The organism is Erwinia sp. QL-Z3, assembly GCF_004551645.1.
Lineage (GTDB): Bacteria > Pseudomonadota > Gammaproteobacteria > Enterobacterales > Enterobacteriaceae > Erwinia > Erwinia billingiae.
On the sequence record NZ_CP037950.1, the window covers coordinates 483,682 to 503,504 of the forward strand.

A 19,823-nucleotide genomic window follows, 5' to 3' on the forward strand; every position below is an offset into this window, starting at 1 on the left:
TGCTACGAGGGATACTGACTTAGTCCCACCAGACATCGAAAAGTTCGGTGACCTGAATGTTGTTCAGTTTACGTTCTTCCAGCCATTTGCGCACCAGCTCGCGGTGCTCATCGGTGCATTTGCCGGTCTGCTGCAGGCAAATCAAACCTTCCCAGTGCAGGTAGCCGCTGCCATCAAAGGCCAGGCCGTTCGGGTCGATCACTTCTTCGATCAGCGCATCAACACTTTTGTCGATGGTCTCTTCGCTGGTACCTTCCGGGAAGGAGAAACCAATTGAGAAACCTAATTCCTGAAACTCATCGATATGCATTTTCTTGCGTAAGCGACGACTGCGTTGGGTAGCCATTATTTAATCCTCTCAAACATCAGATCCCAAACACCGTGACCAAGACGCTGGCCACGCTGTTCAAATTTCGTTAACGGACGCGACTCTGGGCGCGGCACGTAGTCTTGTGTTTCTGACTGGTTTTTATAGCCAGCAATGCTGTTCATCACTTCCAGCATGTGCTCGGCATAGGCTTCCCAGTCGGTAGCCATATGAAACACGCCGCCCAGCTTCAGCTTGCGCATCACCAGCTCGGCAAACGGGGCCTGCACGATACGGCGTTTATTATGACGCGCTTTGTGCCACGGGTCCGGGAAGAACAGCTGCACCATACGCAGTGAATTATCCGGGATCATCTTCTCTAACACGTCGACCGCATCGTGGCACATCACGCGCAGATTCTCCACGCCGGCTTCCTGCGCGCTGCTCAGGCAAGCGCCTACGCCGGGTGAATGCACTTCAATTCCGAGGAAGTCCTGCGCCGGATTATTTTGCGCCATGGTGACCAGAGAAGCCCCCATGCCGAAACCGATCTCCAGCACCACCGGTGATTCACGGCCAAATAAGCTGACCAGATCAACAGGTTCAGGCTGATACTCAACACCCATTACCGGCCAGTAATTGTCCAGCGCGTGCTGCTGGCCTTTCGTCAGACGACCCTGACGACGAACGAAGCTGCGAATACGGCGCATTGGGCGACCGTTCTCATCAAACTCCGGGGAAATGACATCACTCTTCATATTTCTGCCTGCTGGTCTGCAATCTCTGGAAAGGGGGCATTATGCAAAGTTACAGCGGTTAAGCAAGCCCCGGTAACTTCCGGTTTACAGCATAGTTGGTCTGTGCTGGAATCCCAGCCTGATTTTCACTTATCCAGGATATTTCTCTGACATGATGCAAGCGCCGCAGTTCTCACGGCAGGTACTGGAGTGGTATCAGCGCTTTGGCCGCAAAACTCTGCCCTGGCAGCTGGAAAAAACGCCGTATAAAGTCTGGCTTTCGGAAGTGATGCTGCAGCAAACGCAGGTCGCGACGGTTATCCCTTATTTCGAACGCTTTATGGCGCGCTTCCCTGAAATCAGCGATTTAGCCAACGCCCCGCTGGATGAAGTTCTGCATTTATGGACCGGCCTTGGTTACTACGCCCGCGCGCGCAATCTGCATAAAGCGGCGAAAACGGTGGCGGAGAAGCACAACGGCATTTTCCCGCAGACCTTTGACGAGGTGATGGATTTGCCCGGCGTCGGCCGGTCGACGGCGGGCGCGATCCTCTCTTTATCTCTCGGGCAGCATTATCCAATCCTCGACGGCAACGTTAAGCGCGTGTTGGCCCGCTGCTATGCCGTGTCCGGCTGGCCGGGCAAAAAAGAGGTCGAGAAGCGCCTGTGGGAGATCAGTGAAGAGGTCACTCCGGCTGAAGGCGTCAGCCAGTTCAATCAGGCGATGATGGATTTAGGGGCGATGGTCTGTACCCGCTCAAAACCTAAATGCGAAATCTGCCCACTGAATCTTGGCTGCATCGCCTATGCTAACGGCAGTTGGGCCAGTTACCCCGGCAAGAAGCCAAAACAGACGCTGCCGGTGCGCACCGGCTGGCTGTTGATGATGCAGCAGGATCAGGAAGTCTGGCTGGAACAGCGCCCGCCGGTCGGCCTGTGGGGTGGGCTGTTCTGTTTCCCGCAGTTTGCTACCCTGCCCGAGCTGCAACAGTGGCTGAGCGACAAACGCATTGATGGCGCAACGCTGCAACAGAGCATCGCGTTTCGTCACACCTTTAGCCATTTCCACCTGGATATTGTCCCAATGTGGCTGGAACTGCCTCCGGCAGGCGCGGTAATGGATGAAGGCGCTGGTCTCTGGTATAACTTAGCGCAGCCACAGTCCGTTGGGCTGGCCGCGCCGGTGGATCGCCTGTTACAACAGCTGCGTCAGCCACAACAGAAAGCGCTGAACATCCGCGCGACAGAAGAGGAAGAGTAATGAGCCGAATGATTTTTTGCACGTTCCTGCAACGTGACGCCGAAGGGCAGGATTTCCAGCTGTATCCGGGTGAGACGGGCAAACGTATCTATAATGAGATTTCGAAAGAAGCCTGGTCACAGTGGATGAGCAAACAAACCATGCTGATCAACGAGAAGAAGCTCAGCATGATGAACCCCGACGATCGTAAGCAGCTTGAACAGGAGATGATCAAATTCCTGTTTGAAGGGCATGAGGTCCATATCGAAGGTTACACCCCGCCAGAAGAATAATCGTTGGGCCTCACAGATGAGGCCCTCTCAATGTGGGCGAAGCACGACAAGATGAATAAGAAACTACTTAGTTTGCTGGTAATAGCGCCGCTGCTGATTTCCTGCTCAGGCAACAAAAAGCCGGCTTTCCACGAAGAGTGGGTTAAAGACACCAACGGATTCGATATTCTGATGGGACAGTTTGCCCATAACATCGAGAATATCTGGGGCATCAACGAAGTGCTGATCGCCGGCCCCAAAGACTACGTGAAGTACAGCGATCAATATTACACCCGCAGCCACATCAACTTTGAGTCGGGATCGATCACCATCGAGACCATTGCCGGGACCGATCCGATGACCAGCCTGCGTCAGGCGATCATCACTACCCTGTTGATCGGTAACGATCCGGGGAATGTCGACCTGTACTCGGATGCCAATGATATTAAGCTTGGTACCGAGCCGCTGCTTTACGGCCAGGTGCTGGATAACACCGGACAGGCGATCCGCTGGCAAGGCCGTGCGGCCACCTTTGCGGACTATCTGATCCAGAACAAGCTGCAACGCCGCACGTCCGGGCTGCATGTGATCTACTCGATCACCATTCCGATGGTGCCAAACCATCTGGATAAGCGTGCCCATAAATACCTGCCGATGGTGCGTGAAGCCTCCGCGAAGTATGGCGTCGATCAGTCGCTGATCCTGGCGATTATGCAGATTGAATCGAGCTTTAACCCGTATGCGGTCAGTAATGCCGATGCGCTGGGACTGATGCAGGTGGTGCAGCATACCGCCGGGGTTGACGTGTTCCGCATGAAGGGCAAATGGGGCAAGCCGAGCCGCAGCTATCTGCTGGATCCGGAAAACAACATTGATGCCGGTACCGCCTATCTGTCGATCCTGCAGGGCAGTTATCTGGCCGGGATCACCAACCCAACCTCGCGGCGTTATGCAGTGATCACTGCCTATAACGGTGGCGCGGGCAGCGTGTTGAAAGTGTTCTCCAGCGATAAAACGCGGGCGTTTAACACCATCAACAATCTGTCGCCAGCCGAGGTGTATCAGACGCTGACCACCAATCATCCGTCGGCGGAATCCCGTCGTTATCTGTATAAAGTGAGCAGCGCGCAGAAGAGCTACCACTCGTACTGATAGTGAGGCAAAAAAAAGGGCAGCTCCGTAAGGGCTGCCCTTTTTTATGGTTGATACGCCCTGCTGTGGGCAAAAATTAACGGCTGATATTTTTGAATTGTTTTGTGGTGTCGGTCAGTGCGGTTTCGGTTGGCAGACGCTCCATTGAGCTGGCCCCGTAAAAACCGTCGCACTGCGGGCAGTTATCCAGAATGTACTGGGCATCTTCCGGGCTGGAAATCGGCCCGCCGTGGCACAGCACAATCACGTTTTCCCGCACGCTTTTCGCCGCCGTGGCCCACTGATTAATCAGCGGCACGCAATCCGCTAACTTCAGCGCGGTTTCTGCACCAATATTCCCACCGGTGGTCAGCCCCATATGCGGCACGATAATATCGGCACCGGCTTCGGTCATGGCGATGGCATCGGCTTCGCTGAACACATACGGCGTGGTCAGCATCTCTTTCTGGTGCGCCAGACGGATCATATCGACTTCCAGACCGTAGCCCATGCCGGTCTCTTCCAGATTGGCGCGGAAGTTACCATCGATCAGCCCGACGGTCGGGAAGTTTTGCACGCCCGAAAAGCCCAACGCTTTCAGCTCGTCCAGAAAACGATCGAACTGGCAGAACGGATCGGTGCCGTTGACGCCGGCCAGAACCGGGGTGTTTTTCACCACCGGCAGCACTTCCTTCGCCATATCCACCACAATCTCCTTGGCGTTACCGTAGGCCAGCAGTCCGGCCAGCGAGCCGCGTCCGGCCATGCGATAACGGCCTGAGTTATAAATGACGATAAGATCGATGCCGCCTGCCTCTTCGCATTTCGCAGAAAGGCCGGTGCCGGCACCGCCGCCGATAATCGGCTCGCGGCGGGCAATCATCTGGTTAAATTTTGTCAGTATTTCCTGACGGGTAAAAGCCATTCTCAGTACTCCTTTGCCAGTTGGCGGAACTGCTCCACAGCAATCTGTGCAAATTCCCGGTCGTTAATGTTATAGGGTACGCGAAGTATTTTACGCTTTGCCGTCTGCACTAAACGGTCTTCCAGCGTGGTAATAAAGGCCCGATCGGCGTCCGGAGACCAGAATGCCTGGCCTGGCGCATCCAGTGCCGAGAATCCGCCTTCCGGGATCAGGAACACAATTTTCCCCTGACACCGGTTCAACTTATCGGCGATCCAGGTTGCCAGCGCCACATTCTCCTCAACCGTGGTGCGCATCAGCGTAACCTGCGCATTGTGATGATAGAAGAGACGGTCGGCATATTTTTCCGGCACGCTGTCGGCATGGCCGAAGTTGACCATATCCAGCGCACCGCAGGAGATCACGCAGGGCACCTCTGAGCTGGCCAGCGCATCAAAGCGGGTATCATCACAGGCCAGCACGCCACCAAACAGCAGATCGCACACTTCGGTGGTAGTCAGATCGAGCAGGCCGGACAGCATATAGCTGGCGGTGAGTTTTTCCATCGCCATGCCGCCGCTGCCGGTGGCGTGGAACACCACGCAGTCATAATCCTTTTCCAGCGCGGCGCTGACGTGCTGGATGCAGGGCGTAGTGACGCCGAACATGGTCAGCCCCAGCGCCGGATTTTCATTCGGATCCTCTTCGACGTCCCACAACACGGCACCCGCAACCTGGTGGGCGGCGTTGGCCAGCACCCGGCGGGAGATGCGGTTCAGGCCCGCCACATCGGTCACGGAATTCAGCATGGTGATATCGCTGGCGCCGACATAGCCGGAGACGTCGCCGGAGGCCATGGTAGAAACCATCACTTTCGGGATGCCAATGGGCAGTGCCTGCATCGCCGGGGTGATCAGCGCCGTTCCGCCGGATCCGCCCAAACCAATCACGCCGAGCAGGTCGCTTCTTTTGCTGAGGAAATTCTTAAATGCCAGCGCCATGGCATCAATGGCTCTACCGCGGTCGCCGCAGAACACCGCGTTGCGCCCATCGGGATGGAAGTCGGCGATCAGTTCCGGGGGGAAATCCGCTTCAGAAGGCATAACTGGTTGAGTTGACAGATCAACTGTTAACACGTCTGCACCGGTTTTGGCGATGCAATCACTGACGTAAAACAGTTCCCTTCCTTTAGTATCTGCTGTAGCAACAGCGTAGATATAACCTGCGTTTATACTCATAGTCGTAACAACACCCTGTTATCAGACGAAATAAGAACTTGAAAAACCAGTAATAAAAACGTACATAACCTGTACGCCTCATTATTTTCAAGGCCACGAGATTACAGTACCACCTTCATTATTGGTAAATCAATTGAATGAAATATGCGTCTCACAGAGATGTTGACTATGCTTACGGCTGAGGTCTGGCTTTTAGATTTGCCCCGAAGTCATCGCGATTTCTTCCGGGCATTATTCGTCAATCGCTTGAATTTCAAGCCGAATTAATTGAACAAATGAGGTTATTGTGGAGCAAAGGGATTCCGCTGGGGTTATGACATTAACCGCTACAAGGGCAAGAACACGACGCTTACTGATTGAAACAGCAATGAAGATGTTCGACAGTGGTGCCTTCCCGTCGATCACCGAAGTGGCTCAGGAAGCACAGCTTTCGCGGGCGACTGCCTACCGTTATTTTCCCACTCAGAGCGCGTTGGTTTCGGCCATCGTGACTGAGACGCTCAGCCCGATCAAAAACTGGCGTCCGACTAAACAAGACACCGGCGACCGCATTGATGAGATGCTGGGATTTGCCTTCCCGCGCATGCTGGAGCATGAAGGCACGCTGCGTGCTGCCCTGCACCTTTCTCTGACGCAGTGGGCACAGTCACGTTCCAGCGAACGGCCTGAAAAAGAGAAGCTGATCAGGGGTAACCGCAAGGCGATGCTGCAGCATGTGGTTGAGCCGTTAAACCAGGAGATGTCGCCGAAGATGGTGGAGCGCGTGGTTCAGTCGCTGTCGCTGGTGTACGGCTCGGAGATTTTTCTGGTGATGAAGGATATCTGGGGCTGCGATAACGTGCAGCTGGAAGATATTGGCAAGGGGATAGCCAAAGCGATCGTCCGTCAGGCGCGTGAAGATGAAAAAGCGCTGACGGCGGACTGAGCTGCCGCAAAAGCACAGGGGCCACAATCGCGGCCCCTGATACTCACCTGTTACTGACCGCCGTTACGCGTTAAGCATGTAGCCAAACAGACGCTTCACGCCATTCTCATCGGCTTCGGCATAGACGCCCTGCAGTTCCGGCGAGAAGCCAGGCAGCAGATTAAGCCCTTCTTCCAGCGCGAGGAAGTAGCGTTGAACCGCCCCGCCCCAGGCTTCGCCAGGCACAACACAGAGCACGCCCGGAGGATAAGGCAGTGCGCCTTCCGCCGCAATGCGTCCTTCCGCCTTCGCAATCGGCACCAGCTCGACGTTGCCACGAATAAATTCGATATTGGCATCCTGCGGGTTCATCATCACTTTTGGCAGGCTTTCCTGACGGAACATCGCCTTCTGCAAATCCTTCACGCCATAGCTGACGTACAGCTGATGCATCTCCTGACAGAGACGACGCAGGGTGTAACCTGCGTAGCGCTTCGCATTCTTGCGGTAGATGGTTGGCAGTACGTCGGATAACAGCGCATCCTCTTTGACGTGCTGTTCGAACTGCGCCAGCTTGGCCACCAGATGGGCCATTTTCTCGACGCTCTCTGCGGGCGTCAGCAGGAACAGGATCGAGTTAAGGTCGCACTTCTCCGGTACAACGCCATTTTCGCGCAGGTAGTTAGCCAGGATAGTAGCCGGGATGCCGAAGGACGCGTACTGACCGTTGGCGGCATCGATGCCCGGCGTGGTCAGCAGCAGCTTACAGGGATCGATCAGGTACTGATCTTTCTCGTAGCCCTCAAAGCCATGCCAGTCAGCGCGCGGCGCAAAGCTAAAGTAGCGGGCATCCGAGGCGATGGTTTCGGTTTTCGCATCCTGCCAGGGTTTGCCGTCCACTTCATCGGGAATAAATGGCTTAATCATTTCGCAGCGGGCAAGGATTGCTTTACGGGCATCGATGCCGAGGGTGACGCACTCGTGCCACAGGCGACGCCCCGCTTCGCCCTGATGCATTTTGGCATTCACGTCCAGCGCAGCAAACAGCGGATAGAACGGGCTGGTTGAGGCGTGCAGCATAAAGGCATTGTTGAGGCGTTTATGGCTACAGAAGCGCTTCTGGCCGCGCAGGTGGTTATCTTTTTTATGGATCTGCGAGGTTTGCGAGAAACCGGCCTGCTGTTTATGCACCGACTGGGTAACAAAGATGCCCGGATCGTTTTCGTTGAGTTCCAGCAGCAGTGGCGAACAGGCTTCCATCACCGGAATAAACTGTTCGTAGCCGACCCAAGCCGAGTCAAACAGGATGTAGTCGCAGAGGTGGCCGATGCTGTCGATCACTTTGCGGGCGTTATAGACGGTGCCGTCGTAGGTGCCAAGCTGGATCACCGCCAGGCGGAAAGGACGGGCTTCCTGCGCACGTTCCGGCGCCACCTGTTTAATCTGCTCGCGGATGTAGTCCTCGTTAAAGCAGCGCGCATCGATACCGCCGATAAAGCCAAACGGGTTGCGGGCGGTTTCGAGGTAGATCGGGGTCGCACCGGCCTGGATCAACGCGCCGTGGTGGTTCGATTTATGGTTGTTACGGTCGAAGAGCACCAGGTCGCCGCGCGTCAGCAAGGCGTTGGTCACCACTTTATTGGCGCTGGAGGTGCCGTTCAGCACGAAATAGGTTTTATCGGCGTTGAAGACTTTCGCGGCAAACTTTTGTGCATGTTTCGCCGATCCTTCGTGGATCAGCAGGTCGCCCAGCTTAACATCGGCATTGCACATATCGGCGCGGAAGACGTTTTCGCCGAAGAAGTCGAAGAACTGACGTCCAGCCGGATGCTTTTTGAAGAAAGCACCGCCCTGGTGGCCGGGACAGGCAAAGGTGCTGTTATCCATCGCGACATATTTGGTCAGCGTATTGAAGAACGGCGGCAGCAGTTCGCTCTGGTATTCGGACGCGGCGGCTTCGAGTTTGATCGCATCGTCGCCGGCACCGGTCAGCAGGCCGACGTTTTCCGGCAGGTCAATTTCCTGTTCCTGCTCAGGATAGTCCAGCGAGATAAACACCGGCAGGTTAAAGCCGGTATGGCGCAGCAGCGCCAGCATGCCGCTACGGGAGTCGGCAACAGAGACGACCACCGCCGCCACATCCGTAAAATCAGTTTTCTCCAGCGTAACAACTTCGCGTCCGGTCTGGAGGTGGATAGCCACAGTGGTGCTGGCTGCAATTTTCAGTGGTGTCATAGCACAAATCCTCAGGCGTCAAGGATGAGTGGGTGCCAGAGGCACAGCAATGGGAGACGGCAATAGCCCTCTTCCGGCGAAAGGTGTCAGACAGGTGAACAGCCAACAGGGTCCGGCTTCAACCGATAGACATCAGTAAAATCAGATCGCGTCTGTTTTTACTCATGGCCAACAGTAAGCGTATGAAAACCTCACCGCACGGTGAGAGATTTTTTCGACAGGATGTGACAAGCGGATCGGCGCGCCAGCGACATACGTGAATGTCGGGTACAGGTGCTGTTTTTCAGCAGTGAACCAGGCATGGCGGCGACCTTAAAGTGGCGTGGTGACGTTATCCGTCAGAGTGGGCGCAATGATGGCACTTTTTTTTTTCAGGTTCAAGACGGCGGGTGAATTTAGCGGCTGGCGGCAGGTTGGCTAACCTATTGATATTTAGCAGGTAAAATTGTCGATAAAAATAAAAAAGGTTATTTTTCTGTTGGTTATGCAGTTTTGTTGCAAAGATATTCAACGGGGTGAAGGTCAACACCGGCTTCGTGGTTTGGCGTCAGCATAGTTGATAGGTTTGGTGGATACACAGGTCAACACCGGCTCCGTGGTTTGGCGTCAGCATAGTTGATAGGTTTGGTGGATACACAGGTCCAAACCGGCTCCGTGGTTTGGCGTCAGCATAGTTGATAGGTTTGGTGGATACACAGGTCAACACCGGCTCCGTGGTTTGGCGTCAGCATAGTTGATAGGTTTGGTGGATACACAGGTCAACACCGCCTCCGTGGTTTGGCGTCAGCATAGAGCGCGGTATCCGAGACGCCGTAAATCCCTCCCTGGAGGCTTGGCTGCGGCATCCCTGCCGCAGACACTCGGCTACCGCGCTCTTTGCCGCCACCTTATAACATTCGCGTAGTTGATAGGTTTGGGGGATGCACAGGTCAAGGGCAGCCAGCTGGGCCGGGTTTTGACCTCTGTCCACAATCAACCATTCGACACTGAAGCTTAGGGGAAAGGGGAGAGAGTTGATAAGCAAAGCATAGGCGACAGAGCGAGTGGGATTTTGACCTGTGTGTCCACAATTAATCATTCGACTTTGAAGCTTAGGGGAAGGGAGAGAGAGTTGATAAGCAAAGCATCGGCGACAGGGATGTCGCCGCTGAGCCCCCAGGGATGGGTGCACGGCGTCTTTGTGTTCAACTCTCTCTCCCTGAGCTTGCCATCAGAACATACAGACGACTTACCGTACTCCACAGCCCACTCTCACCCAACCTTGCCACCCCAACCCACAGACGACTTACCGTACTCCACAGCCCACTCACCCCCAACCTTGCCACCCCAACCCACAGACGACTTACATCAGGAAATTATCACTTCTTACTCAGGTTGATGGAAAAGAGTGCAATCAGTTGCGTTTTGACGACAAAGCCATTGACGCCCCGCTGCCAGTACGGTTTAATGCGCCGCGTTGCCCGGATAGCTCAGTCGGTAGAGCAGGGGATTGAAAATCCCCGTGTCCTTGGTTCGATTCCGAGTCCGGGCACCAAATTCATATCAACGGACCTCCACGGAGGTCCGTTTTTGTTTGGTTTCCCCGCCAAAATCATCATTCCCAGTAAACTACGCTTTGCCAGGTGGTCTGAGATCGACTTCAAGAAAGCCATGTGGCCCCTTCCTCCCGAGCGGACACCGATTGACGGGGTCAAGTATTCCCATCGTGGCTCAGAATATACTTTTCACATAATTCTTTGTTTGCCAAACCCTATCTGGACTTTAAAATAAAACCCGAGGATTTTTCCTCAGTGAAGCGCGTTTTCTCTAATTTCCAGGCTAATTAAGCATGCGTTCACGCCTTAGATGAGGTAAACAACATAATAAAGAAGAAAATAATCAATCCAACATCTATTGTCATGGATATAAAATTGACACCTGCAAGCCATGAAAAACCTGAGGAAGCAAATCCTAGCAAAATAAGAAGAATGGATATAGTTATCGGCATTCTGTATCCCATATCTCTTAATCGCTGAATATTTACAATAACAATCAGAACCCCGGCAGTAATGTAAACTAACTCACAGATGATGCCAAATACCCAGGATCTAGAAAAACCATATTCAAGTAGTTTGAATGCGTTACTATGATGTTCAAAAACTGACACAGAAAAAAAAGTTCCAGACAATGAAATCACAATAAAAGAAACAACAGATATCGCCACATTCGCCATTAAAAATGACAGTCGTTTTCTCTTGCGGTGTAATATCTTGATCATTTACTTAACCCTATTAGAAGAAATTGATGATATTGTTTTAAAAAGTCCGGGTTGATAGAATCCGACACCGACAGCACCACGCCTGAACGGCTCATCTGATAACGGCAGGGGATTGGTAGAACACAACGTTTATGCATCTTGCTATCAATAAAGCTATAAAAATAAATACCCTGAAATACGGCATAACTGCTTACAGCCTGCCGATGAAACACCTGCGTTATTCCACTACTTTAAGTCAACCTGCCAATATCCCATCAATATCCAACCTGAGTTTATGACATTTCCTCAACATTCTTTCTATTTTATTAATATAACTCGATGTGCTCATTGAAAGGAGTGTAAAAATGTTGGTTGTGTTATGGGAACCTGATTAATGTAACTAAATATTACAAAAAGGTTAATTAACAAAAATGGATCATAATGATATGCAAGAATTTTCTTAGCAATATCCTGCAAACCCCATGGGATAATGGTGTTTAAGAAACGATCGGTCTGAATTAGCGGCTCAAATTGTACGAAATACATTCGCCACAGTGAAAATTCTGGTTTTTTACTTTTTAGTGGAAATGAGAGGTTGTGCATTCGAGCGCAAGTCGAAATACTACGCGCTGCATCAACAATAATATTTTTATCTTTCGCTTAAATGAGTTTTTTTGATTTCCTCTTAAACGCGCTTCTTCAGATACATCCCCTCTCCTCAGTAAAAAGCTCGTAATCCTGTACGCGGACCTCCAGACGCCACTAAACATATAACACGATAGAATCACGGTTTGTCGATTGAGAAAAACGCATCACATGACTCAAGCTCACAGCAGCAGACCGGTAGTGTATTCGTAACTCCGGGAGTTGAAGCTCCGGCGCGGTTTTCACGGAGGGCATGCGCCTTAAAGATCAAATCGGTTGTGCGGTGATTTGCCTGCCGGACTGATGTTTTTCTGTCCCCGTAAAAGACATCCAACCCTCCCGCAGTCACGGGGGCAACATCTCAGCCTGTTAACCTTATCAGCGTCGCTGAGGACAAAGTTTGCGGGTTTTAGTAATTTTCTGCCCGTTTATCTGAGGCAGCGAAGATACTTTTCGCCTGAACGCCGCACGATTTCGTCTGCGTTAGCAGTAATATCCTTTCCTTCAAACGCGCCATAAAGTTTCTTAAATTTCACCGAACTCAGGCGTTGAGTGATGTCGCTGACCGTTGCGGCGGGCAACGGCAGCATATTGGGGTAACTCCACATAAAGGAGACGCCCTGCCCGCCAGGGGCTACCTGAACAATGTCGCCGGAAAGCACGATGCCTTCCTCTCGCGCCCAGTGCAGAACGCAGCCGCCCGCAAAATGGCCACCAAGACGTATCACGCTGACATCACCGGTCAACTCGAGGGTGTCGCCTTCCCAAAAGGTAATCCATGGGCTGTCGCGCATCACCCATTCACGGTCGCTGGCATGAAGGTAAATTGGGGCGTTAAATTCTTCAGCCCAATCTTGCATGGTGGTGTAGTAATGCGGATGCGATATCGCGATAGCCTTGAGTCCTCCCAGTGAGGCCACTAACGTTTTCGTCGCGTCATCCAGCGTGGCAATGCAGTCCCACAGAATATTGCCCTCAGGTGTACGCAGAATAAACGCGCGCTGATCAATGGCAAAATTTGGCATGGTGTGGATGCTCAGGAGAGCGCTGTCGTGTTGTTTCCACTTATTGCTGTGCGAAGCACAAAGGACATCAAAATCAACCCATTGCTGCCCGGTCGCGGGGACATACTGTCGTTCATCCTGGCATATAGTGCATTGTGCTGGCGGGGGATCGGTTATCTCATAAGATGTACCGCAGGCTTTGCATAACGTGATCATTGAGTGTTCCTCATTCTTACGCGGGATCCAGGGCAAGGGAGCGGTCTGCTCGGTTTGTCAGGCTACGTATCTAATACTTTAGCCGCCGATCGAAGCGATAGATCAACCCCACCGCCAGCCCCAGCAACAATACCGGCGGCACCAGCGTGGTTAGCTGGGCATTGATTGTGAACAGGATCCCGAGGTTCAGAACGATCTGGTAAACAATCCAGGTCACCAGCCCGACGATTACCCCAAGCGCTAAGCGACTTCCCAGTCCCGGCGCACGCGGCGTGCTGAAGGTGAAGGGAACCGCCAGCAGGATCATCGCCAGAATCAAAATGGGTCGCCCCGCTTTCTGCCACAACGCACTTTCATACTCCAGACTTGGCTGCCCGGTTTTGTGCAGATAGACAATATAGTCAGCGAGCTGTCGGGCCGAGAAGCTTTCTGCGGGTAACGTGAGCCTCTTCAAATCTTCACCCGAAAACAGCGACTGCCACTGCATTTCTGGCAGGTTATTGACGGTTTCCTGCTGCTTATCCCAGCGCTTTTCGGTGACGTTGTGCAGCGTCCACATGCCCTTTCCGGCGATGGTCGCGCCCTGCGCAAAAATATAGGACTTCAACGTCAGGTCGGGCTGCCAGCTGAAGATTTCGATCCCCACCGGCTGGTTCCGATTATCCAACGATTGCACCGTCACAAAGTCATCCTGACTCCTGGCCCACAGCGCATTGCCGGCATCGGAGTCACTTTCTGCTTTCGCCATTGCGACATTCTTTATCTGCAACGCCCGCTGTTGCAACGGAGCGGCCACCCACTCATCTACCGCGCCGAGCGTCAGAGTCATCACCAGCCCGGCGCAGAACATTACCCGCGCAATGCGGGAGATCGAAAACCCGGCGGTGCGGATAGCGGTAAGTTCCAGGCTTTTGGATAGCTGTCCCAGCCCGACAATGCCGCCCAGCAAGGCAACAAAGGGCGCAAGAGCCACCAGGCTACGCGGTAAGGTCATCACCACAACCAGCAGCGCCTGCGTCCAGCGATAGCCGCCCGGCGCCACATCATCCAGTTCGTTGATCAGGTTGAAGGTGGTAAACAGCGGGATCAGCAAACCGGCGGCCGCAGCAAATCCGATAAAGATATTCCGCATCAGATAGCGGCTGAAAATAGTCATCGTGAGAATTTCCGCAGCAGTGAGAATTTCCGCAGCAGTGAGAAATCGCGCGCCAGACAAAACGCCAGGCCAGTCAGCATCACCAGCGGAACCAGCCACACGCCGGGGATGGCAGGTAGCGATCCGTTGGCTACCAGCGTGCGGCAGACGTTGCCACCATAAAAAATGGCGGTAAACAGCAGCGTCAGCGGCAGCAAGGTGGCGTAGCGTCCCTGTCGCGGTTTGGTTCGGCTGAGCGGAATGGCTAACAGCACCATCAGTAGGGTGCTGAGGCCGCGGCTTTCACGCCACTGCAGCTCTGCTTTATCCGCCGGATCCGACGAGCGCCATAAATCGGCCACGGGAGCCGACTTACGCCTGACTTCCTGACTTTCAATAAAGGGTTTCAACGCGATATTAAGGCTGTGATAGTGCTGCATATTGTCCTGCGCGCCCTCGCGATCCAGCACATACGCGGTGCCATTCCTCAGGTTGACGCTGGGAGTGGCCGGAGAGGGATCGGTGACCACCACCGAATGCGCCCGGTACAGGTTGGTATTTTTTCCGGAGCGGGAGTAAATCAACGCGTCGGTAAGCTGATGGCTGGCGGGATCGATACGGCTGGCCATCACCATTCTGCCGCTACCATTGACGTTAAATTTATTGGCCTGTAAATGGCTGACATCCAGCACCGACTGCGACTGTTGCTCCAGCCGGTAGATATTGCCATACGCCCACGGACGGCCGTAAAGAGACAGCAGCGTCACCACTACCGCCAGTGGAATCGCTAAAAACAGCACCGCTTTATACAGGCGAATCGGGCTGGCACCGGCCGCAAATATTGCGGTGATTTCAGAGTCAGTGTAAAGCTGGCCCAGCGCGACGGCCGTGGCAACATACAGTCCAACCGGCAGCAGCATCTCCAGCGCAATCAATACTTTGTAGCAGACGACATCAAACACCACCTGCAGCGCAAGTGTGCCATTAGCGGCATCGGTCAGGTAGCGCTGTGCGGAATAACTGGCGAACATCACCACCAGAAAACCGACGATAACCATCACCAGTCGACGAATTTCAACCGTGATATAGCGTTCAATCAGCGACACAACGGTTCTCCTTTCGCGCCAGGCCAGCCGCTTTTCTCAACAGGGCTCATCGTCAGGTTGCACATCATGATTGGCCGCTGCCGATCAGCTTTTGCACCAGGCCGATCACATCGCTGACTTCGCTCGAACTCAGCGACCCATCCTTGGCCCAACGTACGCGCCCTTCCCGATCGAGCACTAAAATGGTGGAGCTCTCTTCAGGCAGCTGCCAGGTTTTCCGCCCGATGCCGTCGCTGTCGATAACGAACTGTGCCCAGGGATAATTCCTTTTGTTCTTCTCAATCTTCCCGCGAACGAAGAAACCGGAGCCGGGGATCGCGTCATCGGTGTTGACGATGGTGGTGGGCTGGAAGCGATCCTCGGGAAACTGTGCCTCTTTAACGGCGGTGATCAGCAGCGAGTTTTTCTTTTTCGCCGACGTACGGCCCGCGATGTACTGCACAACCCGCACCTTTCCCGCCAGTTCGCCGCTGTTCCAGTTTTGATAGCTGAATTCCCCTTCCCTGAGGATCAACTCGCCACGGTCGGCGATAGCCACGGGCGCAACGGGTTGGCCATAAACAAAGTTATGAGCGGAGGCCGCCAATGGCAGCAGCAGCAATACCAGGGTCAGCAGCTTGCCCAGCATCCCGGCGTTGATCACTGCGCGTGAAACTTGGCGAGCAGGGATTCCAGCCGCTGGCGGATATCGATATCCAACACCGCAGGCGCGTCGTAGGACTTACCGCCAGACAGCTTGTCGGCCACCATCACATCATGCCGGTCACCCATCAGCCCGTTAATGGCGGCCATAAAGCGGGAAATTTTCCGCGCTTCGACGTTATCGGGATCGAGGGATCGGAGGGTGTCGTAAAAGGAAACCTGCTGACTGACAATTTTGCGGACGTCGTGAAACTCCTTGCCGGTCAGCATCGGGTTGGCAATCAACGTTTGCAGTTGCCGCAACTGATCCTGACGATAGGCAATAAATCCGCTTTCGGTTTCTAACTCTAAATGACGCAGGCCATAGCTGACCTGCGACCAGATCGGCTTGCTGAGGAACACCCGCAGAATATTGCCGTACAGATCCAGGTTCTTTTTATTGCCATTACGAAACGCATCCTGGAAGTGGCCAAGAAGCACGGTGGTCAGATGGAACAGATGGCCCGACTGATGTTTTTTACCGTACAGGCGCTGAGCAAAACGTAAATGCTTATAGCGCGCGCGAATATATTTGTAGCGTAAACGCGTCGACGCCGACATTTCGCGTCCCCGGAGGAAATCATTAACCAGACCCAGTAATTCCTCACGGGTAAACCCGTCCTCCCAAAATTGCAGGCAGAGCGCATAATTATTTCGCAGTCCTTCCTGAGAGCACGGCAAGGCGATCTGCTGCGGCAGACTGAAATTCGCGTCAACGATGTCATCCTCTTCCACCGCGGCAAATAATAACTCCGTGGTTTCTACAGGAAATTTCTTCCAACTATTATCCATTTTGTTGACTCTCTTGAGGCAGGGTAAACCGCAGGGCATTGCGATGACGCCACGCATGTAACGTCGGGATCATCGTTAATAATACGTCTAAGGATTGCCCAGCAAAATAGGCAAGCGCCGCGCCCTGAACGCCGAAAAAGTGCGACATGCCGATCAGCAGCGCAATATAACAGGCCGAAGAAATCGTCTGCACAATCAGGAATGCCCGCTGCTTGCCCGCCATAAACAGCAAGGATTCCTGCGGGAAGCCCAGCATAGAAACGATGATCGCACCGAGCATAATTTGCATCAGGTCATAGGCCTGCAAATATTTATAGCCGAAGACCACGGAAATAAGCGGCTTGCCGACGACCAGCACCAGCACGGCTACCGCCACCCCGATTCCACCGGCAAACAGCGCGGAGCGTAGGCCGAGCTGCCACGGCTTGCTGGTGCGCGGATCGAGGCGCATGATTTCAGGGTAAAAGCTTTTCTCCATCAGCTTGGCGGGCGTGCCGGTGGCATCAAAGAAGGTCAGCGCAATTTTAAACAGGCCGGCCGCCGCCGGACCTAAAACGATCCCAACCAACACCGTACTGCAGGAGTTTCGCGCCGCCCAAATCGTATGGGCGAAATTGGTTGTCCAGACAAAGTCCCACGCGCCTTCAATTCGGCGAGCGGTGTTCATCAGTCGGGGAGTTAACGCATTATGAATCTCTCTGGATCGCAACTCGCGCGCGGCGAACCACCAAAACAGCGAGCCACCGATAAGGTTGGAAACGTACCAGGTAATAATAAAGCCGGGGAAACCCAGCTCGAAATAGAAGCAGAAGAGACTGCCGACCGCCTGCAGGAACGGCTTAATCGCCTGCTGCACGGCAATTAAGTCGAAGCGGTTAAACGCCCGCAAAATACCGGTCGGCGTGGACGAGGTCATCGACGGAATTAACGTGCAGTAAAGCACCGCCAGCCACAGGCTGTGAGTATCCAGTCCCAGCGAGTGAGAAAGGAAAGGCAGCAGCGCCATTCCACCCAATACAGCCACGACGCTGCTAAGGATATCGAGCCCGAAGGAGAACGAAATCACGTCGCGGAAGCGGGAGATATTCTTACCTTCCAGTGCTGGGGTGCCGAATTGCACCACGAATTGCCAGGTCTGGAACTTAATTAAATCACTGACCGCTTTGGTATAGGCCTGAATAACCACCAGTACGCCAAACATTTCTGTCGACATGCCTTTGCCGGCACAGGAAAGCGCCACCAGGCCCAGCAAGGCACTTGCCACACTGCCGGATCCAAGATAAGCGGCATTTTTCAGCATCGTGCGAAAGGCGCCATCCTTAAACCAGTGCTTCATGATGTGGAACCGGCGGCAACAGCCGTGATCGAATCCAGCGCTTTCGCCAACACTTCATCGTAAGGCGCGCGGGCATCCAGTTCGATAATGCGCGAACCGTTGTACTGAATTCTGACCATGGCAGAAATTTTATCTTCTAACTCTTCATAACTGTGGTCCGGTTTACGCGCATAGGCGGTATCAACATCAATATCCAGACGCAAAATAAGCTGCGGACGAATCAGCGCCATCTGCTGATATAAGCGTCGCTCACTTTCGGCCAGTCGGCTCATTAACCAGCCTTTGGCCCGTTCCACGCCAATGCCGGGACCATCATAATAAAAACCCGATATTTCAGCCTGAGGATAACGATCGCTGATCACCAGTACGCCGCTCTGCGCCAGGCGGATCGCTTTCTGTAAATTAGACGAACGCCACAATGAAAAACCGTACATAATCAGAGCCGCCCACAGTGCCGGAGGCTTATTACTCATGCGCTGGGTTTTATCCGATTTTGCCGCCAGCCGACGTTCAAGCCAGACACCAATAACCGGTAAGCGTTTAATTTTATCGCCATCCTCACCGGATATCAGGCCTAAATAACGGCGTTCCGTTACCCTTTGCTTTTGCAAATTCCTGACTAAATCCGCCGTCAGCGTCGATTTTCCGGTACCGTCACTGCCGACAACCGCAATAAGTCCCGGGATACAGGAAGAAGACTCATCCACGTCATCTTCTGCACGCTCGGTGTTAATTTTCTTCAGCATGATGGTCATGAAATAACTCTGTCTCTGAATAGGTTAATGAGGCCTGAATCGCACGTAATGATTCATCCAGAATTTTATTCTCCGGCTCTCTGCCATCGAGATCGAGAATGGTTGCGCCATTGAAGTTCAGATGCGGAATAACGGCAATTTTCTCGTGCAGGGCGGCGAGCGAATGATCGGGTTTGCGGGCATGTGCGGTCTGCGCATCAATATCCAGACGGATTAATAATAATGGCGGATATGAGGCCATCCATTGGTAGAGCTTTTGCTCTTTATTTTTGAGCCAGCCAATCCAGCGATTTCCGCCGTGGGTTTTGGCCAACTGCGGTCCATCAAAACGAAAACCTGGCACTTCGGCCTGCGGATAGCGGTCGGCGATCAGCAACTGACCCGGGCGATTTTTTCTGAGCATTTTCCAGAACTTATAAGCACGCCAGAAAGAGAGCAGAAAAATCACCAGCGCGGTAACATTGCCGGGAGGCGTGGAAGGACGCTGGTGAACGCGATCGGATTTCTTCAGCAAATAGCGGCCAAACGGCGCACCAATTATTGGCAGATCGGCGATCCACTTTCCTATCAATCCTGATGACTGACCGAGATAGAGAAATTCCGTCGGCTGTTGCGAAGAGAAGTGCTTAACCAGACTGGCAGCTAACGTCGATTTTCCGGAACCATCACAACCTGTAATAGCGATTACGCGCACCGGGGAATAACGCGACTGGGAATTTATTTTCTGGCGCACAACAAGCTATCCACAGGTAAAAAAGCCATTTTATTCTGTTCCTCTATGGGTTCAAGTCATTTATCGCCGGGTAGCAGGTATTGTTAAATACCGGCTAAGCGGGCATCTAAACCGTCTTTTCACGCTATTTTTCTTATTATTTCGTGCTCTAAAACGCACAAATCCATGCCCGACGACCTATATTTACCCGCTCACCCGCAGAATAAATCACTCAGT

The 19,823-nt window shown here is 53.3% G+C and carries 18 protein-coding genes and 1 tRNA gene; 5 read left to right on the forward strand and 14 right to left on the reverse strand.

Annotated elements, in window-relative coordinates; all coding sequences use genetic code 11:
- Positions 1 to 19 precede the first annotated feature (19 nt).
- Both E2F51_RS02900 and trmB read right to left on the reverse strand, forming a co-directional pair.
- Complete coding sequence (locus tag E2F51_RS02900) at positions 20 to 346, reverse strand: YggL family protein (RefSeq protein ID WP_013203692.1); 327 nt, start codon at positions 344 to 346, stop codon at positions 20 to 22.
- On the reverse strand, positions 346 to 1,065 hold the full coding sequence (gene trmB / locus E2F51_RS02905; RefSeq protein ID WP_013203693.1) for a tRNA (guanosine(46)-N7)-methyltransferase TrmB: 720 nt from the start codon (positions 1,063 to 1,065) through the stop codon (positions 346 to 348). Before trmB ends, E2F51_RS02900 begins: the two co-directional genes overlap by 1 nt.
- A gap of 151 nt (positions 1,066 to 1,216) precedes the next feature.
- Between trmB and mutY the strand changes: the two genes are divergently transcribed.
- The 3 genes from mutY to mltC are packed head-to-tail and all read left to right on the forward strand — an operon-like array spanning position 1,217 to position 3,708.
- Positions 1,217 to 2,305: an A/G-specific adenine glycosylase gene (mutY, locus tag E2F51_RS02910; protein WP_134822688.1), complete on the forward strand. Its 1,089-nt coding sequence runs from the start codon at positions 1,217 to 1,219 to the stop codon at positions 2,303 to 2,305.
- Positions 2,305 to 2,577, forward strand: coding sequence for an oxidative damage protection protein (locus E2F51_RS02915; RefSeq protein ID WP_013203695.1), 273 nt, complete (start codon positions 2,305 to 2,307; stop codon positions 2,575 to 2,577). Before mutY ends, E2F51_RS02915 begins: the two co-directional genes overlap by 1 nt.
- Positions 2,578 to 2,628: 51 nt before the next feature.
- Complete coding sequence (mltC, locus tag E2F51_RS02920; protein WP_053143936.1) at positions 2,629 to 3,708, forward strand: membrane-bound lytic murein transglycosylase MltC; 1,080 nt, start codon at positions 2,629 to 2,631, stop codon at positions 3,706 to 3,708.
- Between the two features lie 76 nt (positions 3,709 to 3,784).
- Here the strand turns inward: mltC and E2F51_RS02925 are convergent, their stop codons facing one another.
- The gene (locus tag E2F51_RS02925) at positions 3,785 to 4,612 is read right to left on the reverse strand and encodes a phosphoenolpyruvate hydrolase family protein (RefSeq protein WP_134822689.1); all 828 of its coding nucleotides are present in this window, start codon (positions 4,610 to 4,612) and stop codon (positions 3,785 to 3,787) included.
- A 2-nt stretch (positions 4,613 to 4,614) separates the two neighbouring features.
- A complete protein-coding gene (locus tag E2F51_RS02930) occupies positions 4,615 to 5,829 on the reverse strand; it encodes a Tm-1-like ATP-binding domain-containing protein (protein WP_013203699.1) in 1,215 nt (404 codons plus the stop codon).
- Positions 5,830 to 6,142: 313 nt separating this feature from the next.
- Between E2F51_RS02930 and E2F51_RS02935 the strand changes: the two genes are divergently transcribed.
- Positions 6,143 to 6,754: a TetR/AcrR family transcriptional regulator gene (locus E2F51_RS02935; RefSeq protein ID WP_134822690.1), complete on the forward strand. Its 612-nt coding sequence runs from the start codon at positions 6,143 to 6,145 to the stop codon at positions 6,752 to 6,754.
- A 63-nt stretch (positions 6,755 to 6,817) separates the two neighbouring features.
- On the opposite strand, the gene E2F51_RS02940 is transcribed toward E2F51_RS02935, so the two are convergent.
- Positions 6,818 to 8,968 carry an ornithine decarboxylase gene (locus E2F51_RS02940; RefSeq protein ID WP_134822691.1) on the reverse strand — a complete coding sequence of 717 codons (2,151 nt, stop codon included), beginning with the start codon at positions 8,966 to 8,968 and terminating at the stop codon, positions 6,818 to 6,820.
- Positions 8,969 to 10,426: 1,458 nt separating this feature from the next.
- Here E2F51_RS02940 and E2F51_RS02945 point away from each other — a divergent pair.
- Positions 10,427 to 10,502, forward strand: a tRNA-Phe gene (locus E2F51_RS02945).
- Positions 10,503 to 10,802: 300 nt separating this feature from the next.
- On the opposite strand, the gene E2F51_RS02950 is transcribed toward E2F51_RS02945, so the two are convergent.
- The 9 genes from E2F51_RS02950 to E2F51_RS02990 form a co-directional block, all read right to left on the reverse strand.
- The gene (locus E2F51_RS02950) at positions 10,803 to 11,225 is read right to left on the reverse strand and encodes a hypothetical protein (RefSeq protein WP_134822692.1); all 423 of its coding nucleotides are present in this window, start codon (positions 11,223 to 11,225) and stop codon (positions 10,803 to 10,805) included.
- Between the two features lie 1,052 nt (positions 11,226 to 12,277).
- Positions 12,278 to 13,069, reverse strand: a complete 792-nt coding sequence (locus E2F51_RS02955) for an MBL fold metallo-hydrolase (protein ID WP_134822693.1) — start codon at positions 13,067 to 13,069, stop codon at positions 12,278 to 12,280.
- Between the two features lie 70 nt (positions 13,070 to 13,139).
- On the reverse strand, positions 13,140 to 14,225 hold the full coding sequence (lptG, locus tag E2F51_RS02960; RefSeq protein WP_134822694.1) for an LPS export ABC transporter permease LptG: 1,086 nt from the start codon (positions 14,223 to 14,225) through the stop codon (positions 13,140 to 13,142).
- Entirely contained in the window at positions 14,222 to 15,310 is a 1,089-nt protein-coding gene (lptF, locus tag E2F51_RS02965) for an LPS export ABC transporter permease LptF (RefSeq protein ID WP_134822695.1), read from the reverse strand. The genes lptG and lptF overlap by 4 nt, the downstream gene beginning before the upstream one ends.
- Positions 15,311 to 15,374: 64 nt before the next feature.
- On the reverse strand, positions 15,375 to 15,938 hold the full coding sequence (locus E2F51_RS02970; protein WP_134824800.1) for a YtfJ family protein: 564 nt from the start codon (positions 15,936 to 15,938) through the stop codon (positions 15,375 to 15,377).
- Positions 15,939 to 15,949: 11 nt separating this feature from the next.
- Positions 15,950 to 16,783 carry a hypothetical protein gene (locus E2F51_RS02975; protein ID WP_134822696.1) on the reverse strand — a complete coding sequence of 278 codons (834 nt, stop codon included), beginning with the start codon at positions 16,781 to 16,783 and terminating at the stop codon, positions 15,950 to 15,952.
- Positions 16,776 to 18,119, reverse strand: a complete 1,344-nt coding sequence (locus tag E2F51_RS02980) for a lipopolysaccharide biosynthesis protein (RefSeq protein WP_013203724.1) — start codon at positions 18,117 to 18,119, stop codon at positions 16,776 to 16,778. The genes E2F51_RS02975 and E2F51_RS02980 overlap by 8 nt, the downstream gene beginning before the upstream one ends.
- Positions 18,116 to 18,865, reverse strand: coding sequence for a hypothetical protein (locus tag E2F51_RS02985; protein ID WP_134822697.1), 750 nt, complete (start codon positions 18,863 to 18,865; stop codon positions 18,116 to 18,118). The genes E2F51_RS02980 and E2F51_RS02985 overlap by 4 nt, the downstream gene beginning before the upstream one ends.
- Positions 18,849 to 19,607, reverse strand: coding sequence for a hypothetical protein (locus E2F51_RS02990; RefSeq protein ID WP_209215471.1), 759 nt, complete (start codon positions 19,605 to 19,607; stop codon positions 18,849 to 18,851). Before E2F51_RS02990 ends, E2F51_RS02985 begins: the two co-directional genes overlap by 17 nt.
- Between the last annotated feature and the right edge of the window lie 216 nt (positions 19,608 to 19,823).